Consider the following 21,531-nt stretch of genomic DNA (forward strand, 5'->3'; position numbering starts at 1 on the left):
ACCGTTTCTAAATAAAATTGAAACGGTCCTTATTTTCTATGATAGATTATTTTCGTCTTTTAACCAAGTTTTCCATTGAACTTCAAAATCATCAAGAGAACACCTTAATATATTAAAAATACCATCTACATCGTAGTTTCTTATAATTTTATTTATTGTTTCCTTACCATGGGTTTCTTCTATATACTTGACTATAGTCCATGCCCATATCTTATATAGACTTTCATTCTCTTGGATTTCATTTAATTGTGGTATCCTGTCTTTCTTTATAGCTTCAATTATTACTTTTTTTACTTCTCCCTCTTTCCATAATTCAGGTAAATACATAGCTATTCCTTGTCCTATCCATGTAGATGAAACTTCAGAATTTAAAGATATAAATTCATGAAATATATGAACTACCTGACTGTAAATTAATTTTTTAAGCTTTTTCTCATCATAAGTATAAGTAGATTCTTCTTCATATGCAAAAGGTGATAATATCAATAAATCATTTTTAGATGTAATAGCTACTTGATTTTTCTTAGATTCATTATTCCCCCTAAGTTTTAAAATCATTTTACTTATATAATTATATTCTCTTCTGTTCATAGCTATAATAGCTCTTATAGAAAATCCTTTATCTATTAAATGAAAATAATTTTCTAATTCTTTATATGCATAAAGTATTCCCTCTTTAACTTCTACTACAAATCTCATATCATTTCCAATATAATAAACTATTATATTTTCATTTTGTACATACCTATAACTTTCTAACATTAATCTACTCCCCCAAACTCCAGTAGTACACCCCATTTTTTCTTATATATTCTATAAATACTTTACTATTCCTTTTTATTTTGTATAAAATATCTTTAATTAGTATATTGTTAAATTTATAATATTAAATTATACTTTAATTTTGCAAACTATTTTCTGTTATACTTTTAATTCTTTTAAAAGATTTTATAATATAAAATAAAAAACACCACATTAAATAAATTAAGATTTATTTAATGTGGTGTTTACTTTAGGTTAATAATATTATATTCTTATAAGTTTATTCAAAAGCAATTTCTAATATATTATAGATATCATCTCTATTTAAAGGTTTAAGTGTTCCAAGAGGTGCAAGGATTGCAGCATTGTCAGCTATAAAATCTAGTTCTTCTCTCTTAACTCCCACTTCTTTTAAAGTTATGGGTGCTCCTATCTCCTTATAGAAATCTCTCAGCGCCTCAATACCTTTTAGGGACTTTTCTTCATCACTACCTTCATTTATAGTAAATACATGGCTTGCAAATTTCGCAAACTTATTAACATCTTCTTTATAAACATATTTCATCCATGCAGGCATTATAATAGCAAGACCTGAACCATGGGCAATATCATTAAGTACTGAAAGAGAATGTTCTATAGAATGAGATGCCCAGTCACCTTTCCTCCCCATTCCATTCAATCCATTCAAAGCTAAAGTTGCTGCAAAAGCAAGTTCACTTCTTGATTTATAATTGTTGCTATCTTTTAATAATTCTCTAGTATGTGTAATTACAGTTCTTATAATACCTTCTGAAAGTTCATCAAGCATATCTGTACTTTCTGTTCCACCATAATAAGCTTCAAATACGTGACTTATAGCATCTATTGCTCCATTAGCCGTTTGATTGGATGGAAGAGACCTTTGAACTGATGGATCTAAAATAGATACTTTGGGATATAATAAAGGTGAACCAAAGCTCCACTTTTTACCTTCATCTTCATTAGTTACTACACCACCTGAATTCATCTCAGATCCTGTTGCTGATAGAGTCAATATAGTAAATAGAGGTAGTACTTTTTTAACACTTCCTTTACCTTCAAATAACTCCCATACATTGCCTTCATAGCATACTCCCGCAGCTATAGCTTTAGATGAATCTATTACACTTCCTCCACCTACAGCCAAAACTCCATCCACATCATTTTCTTTAGCTAACTTTATACCTTCTTGAACCTTTGATAATACTGGATTAGGCTTAACTCCTGACAATTTAATAAACTCTATGTTATTATTCTTTAAAGATTCTGTAACAGTATCATATACTCCATTTTTCATTATGGAGCCTTTTCCATATACTATTAATACCTTCCTAATTCCACACTTAACCAAATGTTCTCCTATAGTTTCTATTGTACTTTCTCCAAATACTAATTTAGTTGGATTATAAAGTGTAAAGTTTAACATATTCTTTCCTCCTCTTAAACTTATATTACTTGTAACAAAAATCTTTTTATTTAATTCTATCTTAAATTTAACTTTATATCTAATAAAGCTTATGTAATTTTTCTATATTTATTATGTTATCATAACATTCCATAAAACTCCACAAAATTTCGTATATCGAAATTTAAACTCCAGTAATATTATATACTATTAAATATTGATTTTATTTTTAAACATTGATATACTGAAAATATAATTTATGGTGATGGAGTTCACCTTAATCGCAATTGCTAATGACTCCTACAGACAACGCTATGAGTGTGTCTGTAGGAGATTTTTATGTGTAAAATAACTAAATTATTAACACAAAATAAATTCTTTCAATATTTTGTGTTAATAATTTATGGTCTTAATCTTGGCATTGTAAAACTTTAATTTAAAAGGAGGGCTATTTTATGGCTACAAGTATAGCAATTATTATATTACTTGCTATTGTTTCTAACTTTATATTTGAAAAAATTAAACTTCCTGGACTTTTAGGTATGTTAATTTTAGGAATCACTATAGGTCCCTATGGGATTAATTTGATTCATGGAGATTTACTAAATATCTCTTCTGATTTGCGTAAAATAGCACTTATTGTTATCTTATTAAGAGCTGGGATGGGTATAAAAACGTCCGATTTAAAGAAAATTGGAAAACCTGCAATAAAAATGAGTTGTATACCTGGAATATTAGAAGGTTTTTTTATAGCCTTTATTTCTACTAAATTACTAGGATTCACCTTTATCCAGGGAGGAATCCTTGGATTTATAATTGCTGCCGTATCTCCTGCTGTAGTTGTACCTCAAATGATTAACCTTATAGATAATAAAATTGGTACTAATAAGAGCATCCCTACTTTAATACTAGCTGGTGCTTCTATTGATGATGTATTTGCAATTACAATATTAACTAGCTTTCTTGCCTTATATTCTGGTAAGAACGTTAATATCGCTTCTCAACTTTTACAAATACCACTTTCCATAATATTAGGAATAGGACTAGGATTAATATTAGGCTTTATAATTATATATTTATTTAAAAAGTGTAGTATTAATGATGTAAAAAAGATACTAATTGTGCTAGCTATTTCTATACTTTTAACTACCTTAGAAACTATCTTTAAAGATAAATTATTAATTGCAAGCCTTTTAGGTGTTATGACTATTGGCTTTGTTCTTACTGAGAAACTTCCTAATGTTGCTGCTCCCCTTTCTCAAGGACTTAATAAATTATGGATATTTGCAGAAATTCTACTCTTTGTATTAGTGGGAGCTCAAGTAAATATATCTGTAGCATTCACCTCAGGCGCAATAGGTATAATAATTATTTTTATAGGACTAGTAGGTAGAAGTATTGGAGTTATAATTTCACTTATAGGTACTAATTTAAACGTAAAGGAAAGGATTTTCTGTGTCATCTCCTATATACCTAAAGCTACAGTTCAAGCAGCCATGGGGGCCTTGCCTCTATCTCTAGGTGTTGTATCTGGAGATTTGATTCTAGCAATATCTGTATTATCCATTTTAGTAACTGCACCTTTAGGTGCTATTGGAATAAAGGTTTCAAGTAAATCCTTATTACATGTTGAGAACTAAAAATGTAATAATACATAATATAGGACTATTTCTTTCAAAATAAATAGTCCTATATTCTATCAAATGAAATGATTTAAAAAAATTCACCTTTTACTGTTGACTTATATTAAACAAAGTAATACAATTGTTTAGTGGAAAATTTTATATACCTCGGTAGGTGAGGTTACTACAAGGATACGGGTTGCTACCGTAAAAGAGTGGAAACATTCTTAACTGGTTAGCAGATTTTGCCGAACAAAGAAGGCTTAATCTAACGCAATTTCATTGCCTTGCAGAGCTAAAACTTGAACGAGACATACTATTATTAGTATTTGCCTGCGTTTTAGTTTACGGAGGTTTTTTTATTTTATAAATTTTAGGAGGTGTAAGAAGCATGGACGATGGTAGTAGTAATATTGACAATGAAGATTTAATAAGTTTATTGTTTAATCCAAAAATAAAACTCTATGTAACTTCTTACCCTCTTTATGGCATAATTTAATTTTACTTTAACTTTATCATAGTTAAATCTATCATTAAGAATTTCATGTCCATAAACAGATAGAAATATTACATAGTTATTTATCAAGGCATTAAACATGAGGTTTAATGCTTTTTATGTCTTCATTGTTTTTTACCCACTACAACCTAGAAATTATAATTTTTCAATTTTAGTCAATACTTATTTTAACAGTTCATAATGTATTGAATTAATAGGAGGGGTAACAATGGAAAACACAATAAAACTAATCAATGAAAAAAAATTCATTGACGCAAGAAAAACTCTTGAAAAAAAGAATGTAGTAGATATAGCTACTTTATTGGGTGAAATAGATAAAGAATCTGTAGTTAAAATTTTTAGAGTACTTCCTAAAGACAAAGCTGCACATGTATTTTCTTATCTAGACAACGAGGAAAGACTATTTATAATTGACTCTATTACCGATAGTGAAATTTCAAATATTATAGATGATTTATTCATTGATGATACTATAGACTTTCTAGAAGAACTACCTGCTAATGTGGTAAAAAAAGTTTTAAAAAATACAGATGAAAATACTCGTAAGATTATAAATCAATTCTTAAAATATCCTGAAAGTTCAGCTGGAAGTATAATGACTATAGAATTTGCTGATTTAAAAAAGCATATGTCTGTAAATGAAGCTATTGCTCATATAAAGAAAACAGGCATAGATAAGGAAACTATTCACACTTGCTATGTTTTAGGCGATAACAGAGAGCTAGAAGGTATTGTTTCTTTAAGAAAACTTATTTTAAGTGATGAAAATATGCTAATAGAAGATTTAATGAAAACTGAATTTATACATGTTAATACTTTAGATGATCAAGAGAATGTGGCTCAACTATTTAAAAAGTATGACTTATTATCTATCCCAGTTACTGATAATGAAAAAAAATTAGTTGGAATAATTACCATAGATGATATAGTAGATATCATTGACCAAGAAAACACAGAAGACTTCCAAAAAATGGCTGCCATGGAGCCAAATGAAGAAACATACTTAAAGACCAGTGTTTGGACTCTTTCTAAGCATAGAATAGTTTGGCTTCTTGTATTAATGATTTCAGCAACTTTTACAGGAAACATTATAAGAAGATTCGAAGATGTCCTATCCTCAGTAGTTATTCTCGCTTCCTTCATTCCAATGTTAATGGATACAGGCGGCAATGCTGGATCTCAATCTTCAACTCTTATCATAAGAGGTCTTGCTTTAGGAGATATAAAATTATCTGATGGATTTAAAGTTATATTTAAAGAACTAAGGGTTAGCATCATTACAGGTTCCGTTCTTGCTGTAGTAAATTTTATAAGAATATATTATTTTGAAAAAATTAACTTTATAATTTCTTTCACTGTATGTATAAGCTTATTCTGTACTGTAGTTGTAGCAAAAATAGTAGGTGGCATACTACCCATCTTAGCAAAAAAATTAAAATTAGACCCTGCTATTATGGCAAGCCCATTAATCACAACTATAGTAGATGCGGTTGCTCTAACTCTATACTTTACATTATCCGTAAATCTATTACACTTAGCAGTTTAATTTATATTTTAATATAATAAAGGATTATTTAAAGGCAATTTATTTTCTTTTAATTGCCTTAGAATAGTCCTTTAACTAACAAAAAAGAACTACAAGACTTTAGTCTGTAGTTCTATAGAAAATAGATTATTATCTTCTATTTCTTTCTGCTTTTCTTGCTCTTCTGCAATCTGGGCATCTTACTGGCTCATTTTCGAATCCTTTTTCAGCGTAGAAAGCTTGCTCTCCCTCTGTAAATATAAATTCTTTACCACAGTCTTTGCATAATATTGTTTTATCTGCCATTTTAATTCCTCCATTTTTAAAGATTTACATTCAATTAACCAATTCCCTAAAAACGGAGAAAGTTATAATAGATGTGAATCTTTTTATTTTATGGTTTCAGTTTATCACTTTGCTAGTTAAATTTCAAGTATTTTTTGAATACTTATATCCATTTTTATACCAATTATAGGATTATTTTATTTTTAAATAACTCATATACTATATATCAAATCAATCCTTATATTTTAATAAATTATTATAATTTTATATAATAAAATAAAGCTATAAGATTAATTCTTATAGCTTCTATTGAAATATTAAATATTACTATCTTCTATTTCTTTCTGCTTTTCTTGCTCTTCTGCAATCAGCACATCTTACTGGGTCATTTTCAAATCCTTTTTCAACGTAGAAAGCTTGCTCTCCTTCTGTGAATATGAATTCATTTCCGCAATCTTTACATGTTAATGTTCTATCTGCCATTTTTCATTCCTCCATTTTTAAAGATTTACTTTTAACTAACTGATTCTCTAAAACTGGAGAAAAGTGTTATTAATCTTAAATCTTTATAATATATTTTTTGTATTTACTACTCTTTTAGTATATCATGGTGATAATAATAATTCAATATATATTTTAATTTTATTTTCTAGATTTTTGCACTTTAACTTTTTTTCCTTTAATAATTATCTCTCCATATTTTTTCAAGAAATTCTCACCTTTATTATTCATTATATCTACATATGAAATATTATCTTGTATATCTATTATGCCGATATCGTCTCCATTTAACTCTGGAAGATTACTAAGAGCTCCTACTATATCTATATTCCTTATTTTCTTCTTTTTACCAGCTCCAATGTATACTTTTAGGATATCTTTATGAATTACTTTCTTTTTATTTCTCTGTCCTACTTTAAGTTCTTTCTGACTCTCCTTAAATACACTCTTACCTTCTTTAATCTCTAAATCATTTGGGAAATTCCCCTTTTTAATACTATACCCTAAGTATTCTTCTATAGAAATCAAATACTTCTTTTCATATTCAGAAACTAAAGTTATAGCTGTCCCTTCCCGTCCGGCTCTTCCTGTTCTACCTATTCTATGAACATAACTTTCTCTTTCCATTGGAACTTCATAATTAAATACATGGGTTATATTATCTACATGAATCCCTCTAGCTGCAATATCCGTAGCAACCAATACTTTAAATTCCTTATTCTTGAACCTTTCCATAGTTTCAATTCTAATTTTTTGCTCCATATCTCCATGTAGTTGTTCTACTGAAATTCCCTCTGACTTTAATTCTTCATACACTTTTTTAACTTTATCTTTGGTATTACAAAATACTATAGCTGCATCCGGTGTACATGCATATAAGTTCTTCCATAACGCTTTAAACTTATCTTTATGTTCAACATTTAAATATGATTCTTTTATTTTATCACGATTAAATACCTTGGATTCTATTTCTAAAAATCTAGGGTTTATCATATAATTAGTGCATAGCTCTTCAATGCTTTCTAGTATTGTTGCAGAAAATAGAGCTGTTGTCCTTTTTTTCGGTAGTCTATCTAATATATCACTTATCTGATCTATAAAACCCATATTTAGCATTTTATCTGCTTCATCAATGATTACATATGTTAAATCCTTAAAGTTTAAGTTCCCTCTATTCATATGGTCACTTATCCTCCCAGGTGTTCCTATTACTATATGTACCCTCTGCTTAAGTTCCCTAACCTGCTCATTAAAAGGCTGCTTTCCAAAAACAGCAGCACATCTAACTTTTTTTATTCTCCCTATATTGGATATATCATCTTTAACCTGTAATGCAAGTTCTCTTGTGGGAACTAGAACTAATGCTGTTATTTTCCCCTCTTCTACCCTAACTTCATTACAAATAGGAACTCCAAAGCTTGCTGTTTTCCCACTTCCAGTTTGTGATTTTACTATAATATCTTCTCCATCCAAAAGACTTGGTATTGTTTTATCTTGAACTTCAGAAGGATTTTCAAACCCTAGATTGTTTAGAGCCTGTAATATGTTTTCATTTAAATTATATTTTTTAAATCCACTTTCCATAACTATCTCCTTGTATCTAATTAATATCTATTTATTATTCCTATTTCACATCATATTAGACTTATATATATATTTCTACTTATTTTTAAAATTTTATACATTAATACTTTTTATATAAATAGTTAATTCTATATAACTCAAAAATAAAAGCTATAAGAATCACTTCTTATAGCTTTCATTGAAATATTAAATATTAATTATCTTCTATTTCTTTCTGCTTTTCTTGCTCTTCTGCAATCAGCACATCTAGTTGGCTCATTTTCGAATCCTTTTTCAGCGTAGAAAGCTTGCTCTCCCTCTGTGAATACGAATTCGTTTCCGCAATCTCTGCATGTTAATGTTCTATCTGCCATTTACAATTCCTCCATTTTAAAGATCCACCTATTATTAACAAATCCTCGAATTGGAGAAAATTATTATATATGTTAAATCTTTATTTCAATTTTATTTGTGTTTAACCACTTACTCAGTATAACATACACTTTACGTATAATGCAAGTAATTATATAAATATTTTATTTTATCTTTATTTATACAGTAGTAATCCCTTTATTACTTATTTCAAATACTATTTGTTCATCCTTACCATCTACTAAAATATTGCATCCATCGTAAACTTCCCCAGCTATAATTTTTTTTGCAATCATGGTTTCTAAAACATTTCCAATATATCTTTTTAGTGGTCTTGCCCCATAAACTGGATCATAGCCTTCTGTTGCTAAAATCTCCTTAGCTACGTCAGTAATTTCTAAACCTATATTTTTATCATATAATCTTCTTCTAACATGGTCAATAAATATATCTATAATTTTCTTTATACCTTCAATATTTAGTGGTTTAAACATTATAATGTCATCTACACGGTTTAAAAATTCTGGCTTGAACCTACTCTTCATTTCACTCATTACTAAAGCTTTAGTTTTTTCAGTAATCACACCACTATCCTCTAGTAGATGACTACTACCTATATTAGAAGTCATAATTATTATAGTATTTTTAAAGTCTATAGTTTTTCCCTTATTATCAGTGAGTCTTCCATCATCTAATATTTGTAGAAATACGTTAAATACATCTTCATGAGCCTTTTCTATCTCATCAAATAAAACTACTGAATATGGATTTCTTCTTACAGCTTCAGTTAATTGTCCCCCTTCTTCATAACCTACATATCCTGGAGGCGCTCCTATAAGTCTTGATACTGAATATTTTTCCATGTACTCTGACATATCAATTCTTATAATATTTTCTTCACTATCAAATAAATTTCTCGCTAAAGTTTTAGCCAGTTCTGTTTTACCTACCCCTGTAGGCCCTAGGAAAACGAATGAACCAATAGGCTTATTTTCATCTTTCATCCCTGCTCTAGCCCTAATTACGGCATTAGCAACAGCTGTTACTGCTTCATCTTGACCTATTACCCTATTGCTAAGTTCCTCCTCTAATCTTAATAGTTTTTCTCTTTCCCCTTCTACTAATCGTGTTACTGGAATTCCAGTCCACTTAGATACAATTTGAGAAATTTCTTCTTCTGTAACCTCTTCTTTGAGAAGGGCTGTTTCATAATTATTGTGCATGCTTTCTTCTTTTTCTTTTATTTCTTCTTCAAGACGTGGTATAACCCCATATTTTAGTTCTGCAGCACTATTTAAATCATATTCTCTCTCATACCTTTCAACCTTACCTCTAGCTTCATCCAATTGCTCTTTCAAAGTTCTAACTTCAAGAATCTTACTTTTTTCTTGTTCATATTTAGCAGTCATTTCATCATTTTTTTCTTTTAATTCTGCTAACTCCTTTTGAAGTTGTTCAAGTCTCTTTTGAGATGCTTCATCACTTTCTTTAAGCAGAGCTTCTCTTTCAGTTTCTAATGTAAATAGCTTTCTTCTAACCATATCANNTTGAAATAGATTCTCTTTCTTCTAACCATATCAAGTTCTGTAGGAAGAGAATCTATTTCACTTCTTATCATAGCCCCAGCTTCATCAATTAAATCTATAGCTTTGTCTGGCAAAAATCTATCTTGAATATATCTATTAGATAATTTTGCCGCTGTTACTATAGCTGAATCATGAATTCTAACTCCATGGTGTATTTCAAATCTTTCCTTTAGTCCTCTTAATATTGAAATTGTATCTTGCACTGTAGGCTCTTCTGCAATAACTGGTTGAAATCTTCTCTCTAATGCTTTATCTTTTTCTATATATTGTCTATATTCATCAAAAGTAGTAGCTCCAATGCAATGTAATTCTCCTCTTGCTAGCATAGGCTTTATAAGATTTCCTGCATCCATAGCTCCATCAGCTTTTCCGGCACCTACAATGGTATGAATTTCATCTATAAATAATATTATCTTCCCATCAGAACCCTTAACTTCCTTTAGTACAGCTTTAAGTCTTTCTTCAAATTCACCTCTATACTTAGCTCCTGCAATTAAAGCTCCCATATCTAAGGAAAAAATTATACTGTCTTTTAATCCTTCTGGTACGTCGCCACGTACAATTCTTTCTGCCAAACCTTCAACTATGGCAGTCTTACCTACTCCAGGCTCACCAATAAGTACTGGATTATTTTTAGTTCTTCTTGACAAAATTCTAATTACACGTCTTATCTCTTCATCCCTTCCTATTACAGGATCTAATTTATGTTCCTTTGCAAGGTTAATTAAATTAGTTCCATACTTAGCAAGAGCATCATAAGTTCCCTCTGGATCATTAGTATCTATCCTTTGATTTCCCCTAACCTGAGATAACACTTCCATAAAACTTTCTTTATCTATTCCATATTCCTTAAGTATTTTACCTGATATACCTTTTGCATCTACCTCTATGATAGCTATCATTATGTGTTCTACACTTATATAGGAATCATGAAATTTCTCTGATATATCTTGAGCCTTAACTAAAACTTCATTGATTCTTCTAGTGGCAGTAACTCCAGATAAACGAGCTCCTTCTCCTAATACTTTAGGCATTTTCTCTAGCTCTAAATTTACTTTTCTTTTAATTCCTTCAACATCCACAGCCATTTTTTCAAAGACATTAGGTATTAATCCATCTCTTTGATTTAGAAGAGCAGAGAATAAATGAATAATATCTACTTGTTGATGATTATTTTTTACTGCTTCCTCATAGGCATCATTTAAACTTTGTTGAACTCTTATTGTTAATTTTTCTGTTTCCATAACATCACCTGCTACTCTAATTTTATATCTAGTTAAGTAGCATTTCTCCTTTCATAAACTTAAATATTATTAACTATCTTTCTAAATAGCTTTAAAAATTCTTCTCTTTCATTATTTGTGTCTAAGGCATTTAAAACATATCCATACAATTTTCTTTCAAAAGCTAGATGTTCATTTTTCACTTCCTTGCCTTCATCTGTAAGTTGTAATCCATAGGATCTTCTGTCTCTCTTACTAATAGTTCTATTCACATAATTAAGTCTTTCTAGCCTATCTATAGTGCTGGTTAAAGTACTTTTAGGTATGTCTAACATATTACAAATTTCCTTTAAAATTATATCCTCCCTATCATAGACAATTCTTATAATACTAATTTCCATGGTATTAAGCCTTTCTATCCTAGGAAATTCCTCCATAGTCCTATATTGATTTGAAAAAGACAAAAACATTTTCCATAAATTCGAAAATTCTTCAATTAACTTGTCATTATCCTCCATTACACCTACTCCTTTAAAATCTTCTTATATCCTACAATCATCATAATTCAATTATTAAATCAATAGATTACAACCTATATTATTGTTTGCTAAACGTAAAATTCAATTAGTACGGAATTCGTACTTTATCTTTAAATAAATAGTACTATCATCGTATTATTTTGTCAATAATGAAATTTTATTAATCAAAAATAAAAGTAATAATGAAAATCTACTATCATTATTACTTTTACTTTATATTTACAATAAATTTTAATTTAATTATTTAATATTTTTTATTTATTTCCTCTAACTACTGACGAGTTTTCTTCATAGATTTTCTCTTATTAGTAGAAGTGTTTTTACCCTTTTTTCTTTCTAACGAAGTTCTTCCATGACTTCCTCTAGGTAAAACTGTTTTACTATTACTATGTTCTTTACCAACCTTTTTATGTCTACTATAATTTCCACCATGGTTAAGATTTTTTCCTTGTGTTTTAGGCCTTATTAAACACTTAGGTCCATTTCCTATTAAATCTTCTCTTCCAGCTTCTACTAAAGCTTCATATACTATATCATACTTTTTAGGGTTTCTATATTGAAGAAGAGCTCTTTGCATTGCTTTTTCCCTCTTGCTCTTAGGTACATATATCTCTTTCATAGTTAACGGATCTACCCCTGTATAGAACATAGCTGTAGATAAGGTTCCTGGCGTTGGATAAAAATCCTGAACTTGCTCTGGCTGATAATTAATATCTCTTAGATATTCTGCTAACTCTATAGCCGATGCTAATGTGCTACCTGGATGACTAGACATTAAGTAAGGTATAATATACTGCTTCTTTCCAACTTGCTCAGTAAGATTATAAAACTTATCTACAAATCTATCATAGGTCTTCCCAGATGGTTTTCCCATATACTTTAAAACATCAGTACAAACATGCTCTGGAGCTACCTTTAATTGTCCACTTACATGATGTTCTACAAGTTCTTTAAAGAAGGCATCATTTTTATCTGCCATTATATAATCATAACGTAACCCTGAGCGTACAAATGCCTTTTTCACCTTAGGCGTAGCTCTTACCTTTCTTAGTAGTTCTAAATACTCAGTATGATCTGCATCTATATTTTTACACGGTTTTGGATATAAACATTGCTTATGTTTACACGCACCATGCTTTAGCTGAGTTTTGCATGCTGGGCGTCTAAAGTTTGCAGTAGGACCTCCTACATCATGAATATACCCTTTGAAATCAGGTAAATTTGTTATTCCTACCACTTCTTGTAAAATAGAATCTTCACTTCTACTCTGAACTATTCTTCCTTGATGGAAAGTTATAGCACAAAAAGAACAATTTCCAAAGCAACCTCTAGAGCTAACTATACTAAATTTAACCTCTTCTATAGCAGCTATTCCACCTGCTTCCTCATAACAAGGATGATAATTTTTTGTGTAAGGCAATCCATAAACATGGTCTAACTCTTCCCTAGTTAGAGGCATCTCTGGTCTATTTTGTACCACATATCTATTGGCATGTTTTTGTACTAGAGTCTTTCCTCTTACTGGATCTTGTTCTTCATATTGAACCTTAAATGCTCTGGCATATTCTATCTTATCTATAGATACAGCTTTATAGGATGGTATCTCAATATATCCACTTACATATTCTAAATCATCTATCATATAGCATGTTCCAGGTACATGTCTTATATACTGAACTTCCAATCCATCATTTAAACAATTTGCCACTTCTACTATTTGTTTTTCACTCATTCCATATATAAGTAAATCAGCACCACTATCTACCAACATTGATTTTCTTACCTTATCACTCCAGTAATCATAATGTGCAAATCTCCTAAGACTAGCTTCTACCCCACCAATTATAACTGGAATATTCTTATATGCTTCTCTGATTTTATTACAATATACAATAGTAGCTCTATCTGGTCTTAAACCCATTTTTCCACCTGGAGAATAAAGATCCTTTTCTCTAGTTCTTTTAGCTACAGTGTAATGATTTACCATGGAATCCATGTTACCACCATTAACTAAAAAACCTAATCTAGGTCTTCCTAACTTCATAAAATCCTCAGTGCTATGCCAATCAGGTTGAGGAATTATTCCTACTTTAAATCCAGCATCTTCAAGAACTCTGGAAATTATAGCAGTACCAAAGCTATGATGGTCTATGTATGCATCTCCTGTTACTATGATAAAATCTAACTGTTCCCATCGTCTTTCTAACATATCATCTTTACAAATGGGTAAAAATCTATTTTCTAACATTTAATCACCTACTCAAATATAGTTCAAATTTATAATTCAACTCAAGGTCTAATTATACTATAAAAAGAATCAAGAGACTATTTCTTTTACAAAATAATCTCCTGACTCTAAATTAAATATATTGGTATTTTATAATAGTTGGCAAAATTAATTTATAATGTTACTTAAAACATTAATACCTTAAGCTATTTTCGTAACTTTCTCTTCCTTTAACATCTGTGCTACATAGTTAGCTAAATCAACAACTCTTGCTGAATATCCCCACTCATTATCATACCAAGATGCTATCTTAATCATGTTACCATTTACCATAGTTGATAATCCATCTACTATAGAAGATCTGCTATCTCCTTTAAAGTCTACAGATACTAAAGGTAATTCACATAATCCTAATATTCCCTTAAGTTCATTTTCAGATGCCTCTTTAATTACTCTATTTATTTCTTCTACTGTAGTTTCTTTTTCCACTTCACAAACTAAATCTGTGATAGATACAGCAGCTGTTGGAACTCTTAATGCAAATCCATCTAATCTACCCTTTAATTGTGGTAATACTTTTGCAACCGCTTTAGCAGCTCCAGTTGTAGTTGGCACTATAGATTCCCCTGCCGCTCTTGCTCTTCTTAAATCTTTATGGCTCTTATCAAGAATTTGTTGGTCATTTGTATAAGAGTGAACTGTAGTTATAAATCCTTTTTTAATTCCAAATTTATCATCTATTACTTTAGCTACAGGTGCTAGACAATTAGTAGTACATGATGCATTTGATATGATTGTATGTTGTGACAAATCTAAATCAGAATCATTTACTCCCATTACCACTGTTATATCTTCATCTTTACCTGGGGCTGTTAATATAACTTTCTTAGCTCCTGCTTTTACATGATCCATAAGCTCTTCTTTTGTTTTAAATTTTCCAGTAGACTCTATAACTAAATCAACCTCTAAGTCCTTCCAAGGAATTTCTTTTGGTGATCCACATCTTGTTATTTTTATTTCTTTATTATTAATTATTATTGAATCCTCTGTTGTCTTAACGTCTCCTTTGAAGGTACCAAAGCATGAATCATAAACAAATAAATGTGCAAGTGTTTTTATATCTGCTCTAGCATTTATAGCTACAATATTAAAATCCGTCTCAGGACTTTCACATGCTATCCTTAAAAAAGTTCTTCCGATTCTTCCGAATCCATTTATTCCAACGTTTATCATAATTGAACCCCCGCAATTCATTGTTATACTCTTTATAACAATATAGTATATCACATTAGAAAATGTGTCAAATATAGTATATCATATTTTTTCTTAATTTCCTATTGAAATATAGTATTTACTTTCATTTTCTTTTATTTACTACCATTTTCATATTTATATTTATGTAAAAAATATTTAATTTACTAGGTTATTTATTAAGTTTCATTAAAAACTAATCATTTAAATCTGATATATGTGCTACACTTTTGCTTTTATAATATAAATAAAAATCTCACCAAGTATGGTGAGATTTTTTATTTGTTATTTTTAAAGATGAGTTTGAAGTTTAGCTTTAATGTCTTCTGGATGCATGTACCCTACCATTCTGTCTATAGGAATTCCATCTTTAAGTACTACCATAGTGGGTACACTCATAACAGAGAATTTTTTAGCAAGCGATCTACTTTCATCAATATCTGACTTTAAAAATTTAATTTTACCATCAAAATCTCCTTGAATATCTTCTAATACTGGAGTTAATCTTTGGCATGGTCCACACCAAGTAGCAAAGAAATCCACTAAAACTAAACCTTTGCCTGCTTCATTTTCAAAATTATTTTCATCTATAACTTTCATAATAATCACCCTCCTATTCTTTTAATAGTTAATACCTTTATTTTACTATAAATACATAAATTAAAAAAGCCTTCTTTTCATCATTATCTCATCTTATTTCGTATATCTAAGTATAATCCTTAAAAATCCTTTTAATATCATCATTAATCTACGAATTTCAAAGATTCTGCCATATCAATATTTTTTATATGCTATTTTTCTAGCCATTAACCCTATAATAGGAATTTCATATTCTTTATATTCATAACACTTTACCATTGAAATAATTTCAAATATAGTTATAACTATAGCAACTATACCTGTTATTATTGCTGATAGTAATATAGTACCTAGGGCCCCATATGCTAAAGGTCTAAAAAACATTAATCCTATACTACCACCTATAATCATAAATATAATAGAACTAAATATAATACCTACAATATTTANNTATTTATTAAAAAAGCTTGCATAGCATGAAACTTCACAAAGCTGCTATCCTTTTCTAAAATATAAATTACAATAGGAGCAAGCCATGCTATAATCTTTATTCCTGGAATAAAAATTACTACTATTGCTGCACCGTAAGCAATCAGCGCCATAACATTAGCATCTATATTTCCTATAGAAGACTTATGTGGTTCATAAATATTCATATAATACCCTCTCCTTTTATACCCATATAATTATATTATTCCTTAATATAGTTATAATTACAATATATTTAATTCCTTATTTTTAATTTTTTAAATTTATAAAATAAAGGAATGGAAAAAGCTCATAAATAGTTAATTTTGATTTATGAACTTTCTCCATTCCTAATAAATATGAAATTATATATGTTTATACTTACTTAAGCTCACCATGTTTTTCATAATGTGCAATTTCTTTTATTTTATTGCTATGATCTACAAAAACCACTGCTGGCTTATGTTCTTTGGCTTCTTCTCCATTCATTTCACAATAACTCATAATTATAACCTTATCTCCTACTTGAACACATCTAGCTGCTGCTCCATTAAGGCATATAAGACCACTACCTCTTTTTCCTGCTATAGTATAAGTTTCAAATCTACTTCCATTGTTAATATCTACAATTTGAACCTTTTCATATTCTAGAATTCCTGCTGCATCAAGTAAATCTTCATCTACTGTAATACTCCCTACATAATCAAGCTCAGCTTGGACTACAGTAGCTCTGTGTATTTTTCCCTTTAACATCGTTATTGTCATTGTTTTTCCTCCTAATTATATGTGATAAGTAAAGTTATCAATTAATCTTGCTTTTTTAAAGTACACTGCCAATGCTACTAGGACATCCTCCTTAATCTCTTTTACCATCTCTAAACTTTCACTGCTTACCACTTCTATATAATCTATTTTAGCTAAATCTTCTTTTTCTATATTTTCCCTAATTAGCTTTTTAATATTATCTGGATTTCTTTCTCCATCCTCTAATAGTTTTTTAGCCATAGAAAGAGATTTATTAAGCACTAATGCAGCCTTTCTTTCTTCTGGAGATAAATATATATTTCTTGAACTCTTCGCAAGTCCATCAGTTTCTCTAATAATTGGACATCCTACTACTTCAATATCAAAATTCAGATCTCTTACCATTCTTTTTATAACCGCTAATTGCTGAGCATCCTTTTCTCCAAAATATGCTCTATGGGCAGGTATAATATTAAATAACTTAGAAACTACAGTGCAAACTCCTCTAAAGTGCGTTGGTCTACTACTTCCACAAAGTCCAGTGGTCAAACCACCTACCTCTACAAAAGTTGAAGCATCTTTATAATACATATCTTCACTTTCTGGATGGAATATTAAACTTGCTCCAGCATTTTCACAAAGTTTTGAATCCCTTTCTAAATCTCTAGGATATTTATCTAAATCTTCATTAGGTCCAAATTGAGTTGGGTTTACAAAAATACTAACTACTACTCTATCATTTTCTGATACAGCCTTTTTAATCAAACTTTCATGACCTTCATGTAAATAACCCATAGTTGGAACTAATCCTACTTTTAAACCTTGAGCCTTCCACCCTTTAACTACTTCTCTTACTTTTATTACATCATTTAATATTTCCATAATTTTACCTTCTTTTTAGTTTAATTTTATTAATTCACTCAGCACTGAGTTTATTTTCAATATAGTTTAGATATAACTTCTTCACTTATTTTAAATCCATGCTCTAGTGCTGGAAAAATTTCCTTACTTACATCTTCAATATAGGCTTTAAAAGCTTCTGTCATTGTAGCTCCTAAATCCGCATATTTCTTAACAAACTTAGGTGTAAAATCATTAAACATTCCTAACATATCTTGATATACAAGAATTTGCCCATCGCAACTAGCTCCTGCTCCAATACCTATTGTTGGAATTGATATTTCTTTGCTAATTATCTCTGATAACTTAGCTGGAACACACTCTAAGACCACTGAAAATGCGCCAGCTTTTTCTATCGCTTTTGCTGCTTCAATAAGTTCTTTAGCCGCTTCTTCACTTTTTCCCTGCACCTTAAATCCCCCTAAGGAATTTACTGATTGAGGGGTTAATCCTATGTGTGCCATTACAGGAATAGATGCTTTAGTTATAGCTTCAATTCTATCGCACATATCTACTCCACCTTCTAGTTTTACGCATTGAGCACGTCCCTCTTTCATAAGGCGTCCTGCATTAAAAACAGCGTCATAAACAGAAGTTTGATAAGACATAAATGGCATGTCTGCAACTACTAAAGCATTTTCTGTTCCTCTTGCTACGGCCCTTGTATGATGAATCATATCCTCCATAGTTACTGAAATTGTATCCTCATAACCAAGGCACACCATCCCTACTGAATCTCCAACTAAAATACCATTAATTCCTGAACTATCAATGATCTTAGCCATGGAATAGTCATAGGCAGTAAGCATAGTTATTTTTTCACCCTTTGCCTTTGCTTCTCTAAATGTTATAGCCGTATTTTTCATTTTATTTTTCCTCTCCTAGAAATTCTTCAATCTCACTATAATCTCTATTTTTATTTTTTTTCTTTGCCACCTTTAACAAATTATTATTTAACATCCTATATAAAACTTTATCTTCCTCACTTAAACAAGCTATATGAGCCTTCATGGTAGATAAATCCCCTCTTTCCAATGGTCCTGTAAGGCTTTTTACCATTCCTGAAGATTTTATATTCTCTATATTATTGGTTATAAGAGGATATAAGGCTTCAATGGCTAAATCTTCACTAAAACCACACTGTTTAAGATAATTTACGCCATTATTAATAAGCCCTAGAACCAAGTTACTGCTAATAACTGATGCTAAGTGATATAAACTCTTGCTTTCTTTTTCAATAATTTTTACAGAATTACCTAGAGAACGAAAAATTTCAGCTAATTTATCAATATATTTTTCATGTCCCTCAATAGTTATAAAAGCTTTTTTAAAATTTTTNNCTTTGATATGGCAAACATAGGATGTATAGAATATGGGTAAGCACCAAACCTGCTTATATCTGAAAAGATTTCCGAAGATAACAAACCACTACAGTGGCATATTAATTTATTTTTTATAGACAACTCTTTAAGCTCATTCCAAACCCCCTGAATTTCTCCATCTGGGGTAGTAATAAAAATCACATCACTTTCTTTCATTAACTCCTTTAAGTTTATGAAAGATTTTGTGCCAGTAAATTCTGCGGCTTCCTTTGCTGAGCTATGATTCCTACTATAATATCCAATAAGTAAGATACCATTCTCTTTAAAGTATTTTCCTAGTGAAAACCCAACCTTCCCGGCTCCAATGAATCCAAATTTTATAACAATCACTCCTCACTTTATCTGTTTTCTAAGTTAATATTAAAACAATACATAGATATTAACTGCAACTTAAAACTAAAAATCATGTGAAGTAATTTGTTATCTAAGTCTCATTCTAAAAGATATGAGCTGTCCGTAAAACTTTTCCTTTATAGCTATTTCCCTAGAGAATAATAGCTATATACAAATTAGAATATTTTTTTCAATCTATATTCTAATTTAAAGATATAATCAAATTATAGGTGCAGTTATTTCTATACTGCCCATAATTACTTATATCACAATTATATAAGTAATTCAATGTATATAAATTGTATTTTTTAGTTTTAAAATTCTATAAACACTCTCATTAATTCTTTTTTCGGTAATTATACCATTTCTAACAGCTTCTACTACTCCATCTATGGCTCTATTTTGATCATGTATACCTGCTGATACTATTATTACGTCAATCCCTGCTTCTATAGCTTTAACTGCTGATTCATTAGTTGGATACTTGCCTTTAACTCCCTCCATAATCATATCATCTGTAACAACTACTCCATTAAATCCTAACTCTTCCCTTAAAAGCTTTGTGACAATATTTTTAGATATACTTGCTACGTAATCCTTATCCAGTTGAGGTAAATATAAATGACCTACCATTATCATATCAATACCATTATCTATTGCATATTTAAATGGGATTAACTCTAGATTTCTTATTTCATCAAGGGATTTATTTATAACTGGCACCCCCACATGAGAGTCAACATCTGTATCTCCATGTCCTGGGAAATGCTTTCCTGCTCCTAAAACACCTGCACTCTTCAAACCTTTATATACTTCCGTCCCCATTTTCTTAACAATTTTAGGATCATCTGAAAATGCTCTATTACCTATAACTGGATTATTAGGATTAGAATTCACATCTAGCACAGGTGCGAAGTCAAGATTAAAACCTAGAGACTTTATAGTTTCACCTATAGCTTTTCCATGTTCAAAAGCATAATTTAAATCTCCAGTAGCACCTACATCCCATGCAGATTCAAAATGTCCCATTTCCTTAGGAATTCTACTTACGACTCCACCTTCTTCATCCACTGACATAAAAAGTTTAACCTTGTTTTCATTATTTAACTCATTCAAACTTTCTATTAATTTTTTTGTTCCATTTACAGTATTAATATTTTTACTAAATAATATTATCCCTCCTACTTTTTTATTTTTTATTAAGCTAATAATATTATCATCCACTTCATAACCATCAAATCCAACAATAAACATCTGACCTACTTTTTCCTCTAATGACATAGCATCTATTTCATCTTGTATTAAGTCAACTTGAGGCTCCTCTTCACCGAATTCTTCTACCCTACTATTATTTTTCAAATCCCCATTAGACTTATCTTCTATATCTATTTTATTATTATACTTTGATTCTTTATTTATAAAGCTACATCCATAGAATAAAATAATTGATGTGCAAATAACTACGACAATCATTATAGCTTTTGTTAATTTACTAATTATCTTGAAAATATTTCTATTGTTTTTCATTTATTTTACACTCCTTTAATTTCCTATAATAAAATACACAAAATAAACCACACTAAAATTATATTCAAATTTATTTTTTTAGGAGGAATTTTTATGACAAAAGATAGTCAACCTGATAACAAACAAGCTAGAATGGAAAAATGTAATTATCAAACACCAATTACTAGTGAGACGGGAAAAAATCATAATAGAACTGCTAAAA

18 protein-coding genes, 2 pseudogenes and 2 riboswitches (1 of these 22 running past the window's edge) are annotated in these 21,531 nt (G+C 29.8%); of the genes and pseudogenes, 3 read left to right on the forward strand and 17 right to left on the reverse strand.

What is annotated here, in order from left to right; translation table 11 throughout:
* Positions 1 to 36: 36 nt before the first annotated feature.
* Complete coding sequence (locus B2671_RS01485) at positions 37 to 762, reverse strand: hypothetical protein (protein ID WP_346868824.1); 726 nt, start codon at positions 760 to 762, stop codon at positions 37 to 39.
* A gap of 280 nt (positions 763 to 1,042) precedes the next feature.
* Positions 1,043 to 2,206, reverse strand: coding sequence for an iron-containing alcohol dehydrogenase (locus tag B2671_RS01490; RefSeq protein WP_346868825.1), 1,164 nt, complete (start codon positions 2,204 to 2,206; stop codon positions 1,043 to 1,045).
* A 231-nt stretch (positions 2,207 to 2,437) separates the two neighbouring features.
* Positions 2,438 to 2,495: riboswitch (Fluoride riboswitch) on the forward strand.
* 145 nt (positions 2,496 to 2,640) lie between these two features.
* Between B2671_RS01490 and B2671_RS01495 the strand changes: the two genes are divergently transcribed.
* Both B2671_RS01495 and mgtE read left to right on the forward strand, forming a co-directional pair.
* The gene (locus B2671_RS01495; protein WP_346868826.1) at positions 2,641 to 3,825 is read left to right on the forward strand and encodes a cation:proton antiporter; all 1,185 of its coding nucleotides are present in this window, start codon (positions 2,641 to 2,643) and stop codon (positions 3,823 to 3,825) included.
* A gap of 142 nt (positions 3,826 to 3,967) precedes the next feature.
* Positions 3,968 to 4,127: riboswitch (M-box (ykoK) riboswitch) on the forward strand.
* A 405-nt stretch (positions 4,128 to 4,532) separates the two neighbouring features.
* Positions 4,533 to 5,870, forward strand: coding sequence for a magnesium transporter (gene mgtE / locus B2671_RS01500; RefSeq protein WP_346868827.1), 1,338 nt, complete (start codon positions 4,533 to 4,535; stop codon positions 5,868 to 5,870).
* A gap of 129 nt (positions 5,871 to 5,999) precedes the next feature.
* Here the strand turns inward: mgtE and B2671_RS01505 are convergent, their stop codons facing one another.
* From B2671_RS01505 to nagZ, 15 genes and pseudogenes are all read right to left on the reverse strand, one after another.
* Positions 6,000 to 6,155, reverse strand: coding sequence for a zinc-ribbon domain-containing protein (locus tag B2671_RS01505; RefSeq protein ID WP_035132598.1), 156 nt, complete (start codon positions 6,153 to 6,155; stop codon positions 6,000 to 6,002).
* 306 nt (positions 6,156 to 6,461) lie between these two features.
* Complete coding sequence (locus B2671_RS01510) at positions 6,462 to 6,617, reverse strand: zinc-ribbon domain-containing protein (protein WP_346868828.1); 156 nt, start codon at positions 6,615 to 6,617, stop codon at positions 6,462 to 6,464.
* A gap of 159 nt (positions 6,618 to 6,776) precedes the next feature.
* The gene (locus B2671_RS01515) at positions 6,777 to 8,219 is read right to left on the reverse strand and encodes a DEAD/DEAH box helicase (protein WP_346868829.1); all 1,443 of its coding nucleotides are present in this window, start codon (positions 8,217 to 8,219) and stop codon (positions 6,777 to 6,779) included.
* Positions 8,220 to 8,416: 197 nt separating this feature from the next.
* Positions 8,417 to 8,572, reverse strand: coding sequence for a zinc-ribbon domain-containing protein (locus B2671_RS01520; protein WP_035132601.1), 156 nt, complete (start codon positions 8,570 to 8,572; stop codon positions 8,417 to 8,419).
* 177 nt (positions 8,573 to 8,749) lie between these two features.
* Positions 8,750 to 11,400: pseudogene (clpB, locus tag B2671_RS01525) on the reverse strand (ATP-dependent chaperone ClpB).
* Positions 11,401 to 11,459: 59 nt separating this feature from the next.
* Positions 11,460 to 11,897 carry a MarR family winged helix-turn-helix transcriptional regulator gene (locus tag B2671_RS01530; RefSeq protein ID WP_346868830.1) on the reverse strand — a complete coding sequence of 146 codons (438 nt, stop codon included), beginning with the start codon at positions 11,895 to 11,897 and terminating at the stop codon, positions 11,460 to 11,462.
* Between the two features lie 292 nt (positions 11,898 to 12,189).
* Entirely contained in the window at positions 12,190 to 14,166 is a 1,977-nt protein-coding gene (locus B2671_RS01535; RefSeq protein WP_346868831.1) for a YgiQ family radical SAM protein, read from the reverse strand.
* Between the two features lie 180 nt (positions 14,167 to 14,346).
* Positions 14,347 to 15,381 (reverse strand): type I glyceraldehyde-3-phosphate dehydrogenase, encoded by a 1,035-nt coding sequence (gap, locus tag B2671_RS01540; protein ID WP_346868915.1) that lies wholly within the window; start codon positions 15,379 to 15,381, stop codon positions 14,347 to 14,349.
* Positions 15,382 to 15,687: 306 nt separating this feature from the next.
* Positions 15,688 to 15,996 (reverse strand): thioredoxin, encoded by a 309-nt coding sequence (gene trxA, locus B2671_RS01545; protein ID WP_346868832.1) that lies wholly within the window; start codon positions 15,994 to 15,996, stop codon positions 15,688 to 15,690.
* A gap of 174 nt (positions 15,997 to 16,170) precedes the next feature.
* The gene (locus B2671_RS01550; protein ID WP_346868833.1) at positions 16,171 to 16,359 is read right to left on the reverse strand and encodes a hypothetical protein; all 189 of its coding nucleotides are present in this window, start codon (positions 16,357 to 16,359) and stop codon (positions 16,171 to 16,173) included.
* Positions 16,360 to 16,824: 465 nt separating this feature from the next.
* Positions 16,825 to 17,208: an aspartate 1-decarboxylase gene (gene panD, locus B2671_RS01555; protein ID WP_346868834.1), complete on the reverse strand. Its 384-nt coding sequence runs from the start codon at positions 17,206 to 17,208 to the stop codon at positions 16,825 to 16,827.
* Positions 17,209 to 17,223: 15 nt separating this feature from the next.
* A complete protein-coding gene (panC, locus tag B2671_RS01560; protein WP_346868835.1) occupies positions 17,224 to 18,069 on the reverse strand; it encodes a pantoate--beta-alanine ligase in 846 nt (281 codons plus the stop codon).
* A gap of 56 nt (positions 18,070 to 18,125) precedes the next feature.
* Positions 18,126 to 18,953 (reverse strand): 3-methyl-2-oxobutanoate hydroxymethyltransferase, encoded by an 828-nt coding sequence (gene panB / locus B2671_RS01565; protein ID WP_346868836.1) that lies wholly within the window; start codon positions 18,951 to 18,953, stop codon positions 18,126 to 18,128.
* 1 nt (position 18,954) lies between these two features.
* A pseudogene (locus B2671_RS01570) lies at positions 18,955 to 19,790 on the reverse strand (Rossmann-like and DUF2520 domain-containing protein).
* Positions 19,791 to 20,087: 297 nt separating this feature from the next.
* Positions 20,088 to 21,329: a beta-N-acetylhexosaminidase gene (gene nagZ, locus B2671_RS01575; protein ID WP_346868837.1), complete on the reverse strand. Its 1,242-nt coding sequence runs from the start codon at positions 21,327 to 21,329 to the stop codon at positions 20,088 to 20,090.
* 93 nt (positions 21,330 to 21,422) lie between these two features.
* Between nagZ and B2671_RS01580 the strand changes: the two genes are divergently transcribed.
* A protein-coding gene (locus tag B2671_RS01580; protein ID WP_346868838.1) for a hypothetical protein crosses the window boundary here: on the forward strand, positions 21,423 to 21,531 show its 5' portion. It continues 29 nt past the right edge of the window; only the first 109 of its 138 coding nucleotides appear in the window; its start codon is at positions 21,423 to 21,425; its stop codon lies beyond the right edge, outside the window.

This window comes from Clostridium sp. UBA5119 (genome assembly GCF_002414285.1).
GTDB lineage: Bacteria > Bacillota > Clostridia > Clostridiales > Clostridiaceae > Clostridium_J > Clostridium_J sulfidigenes.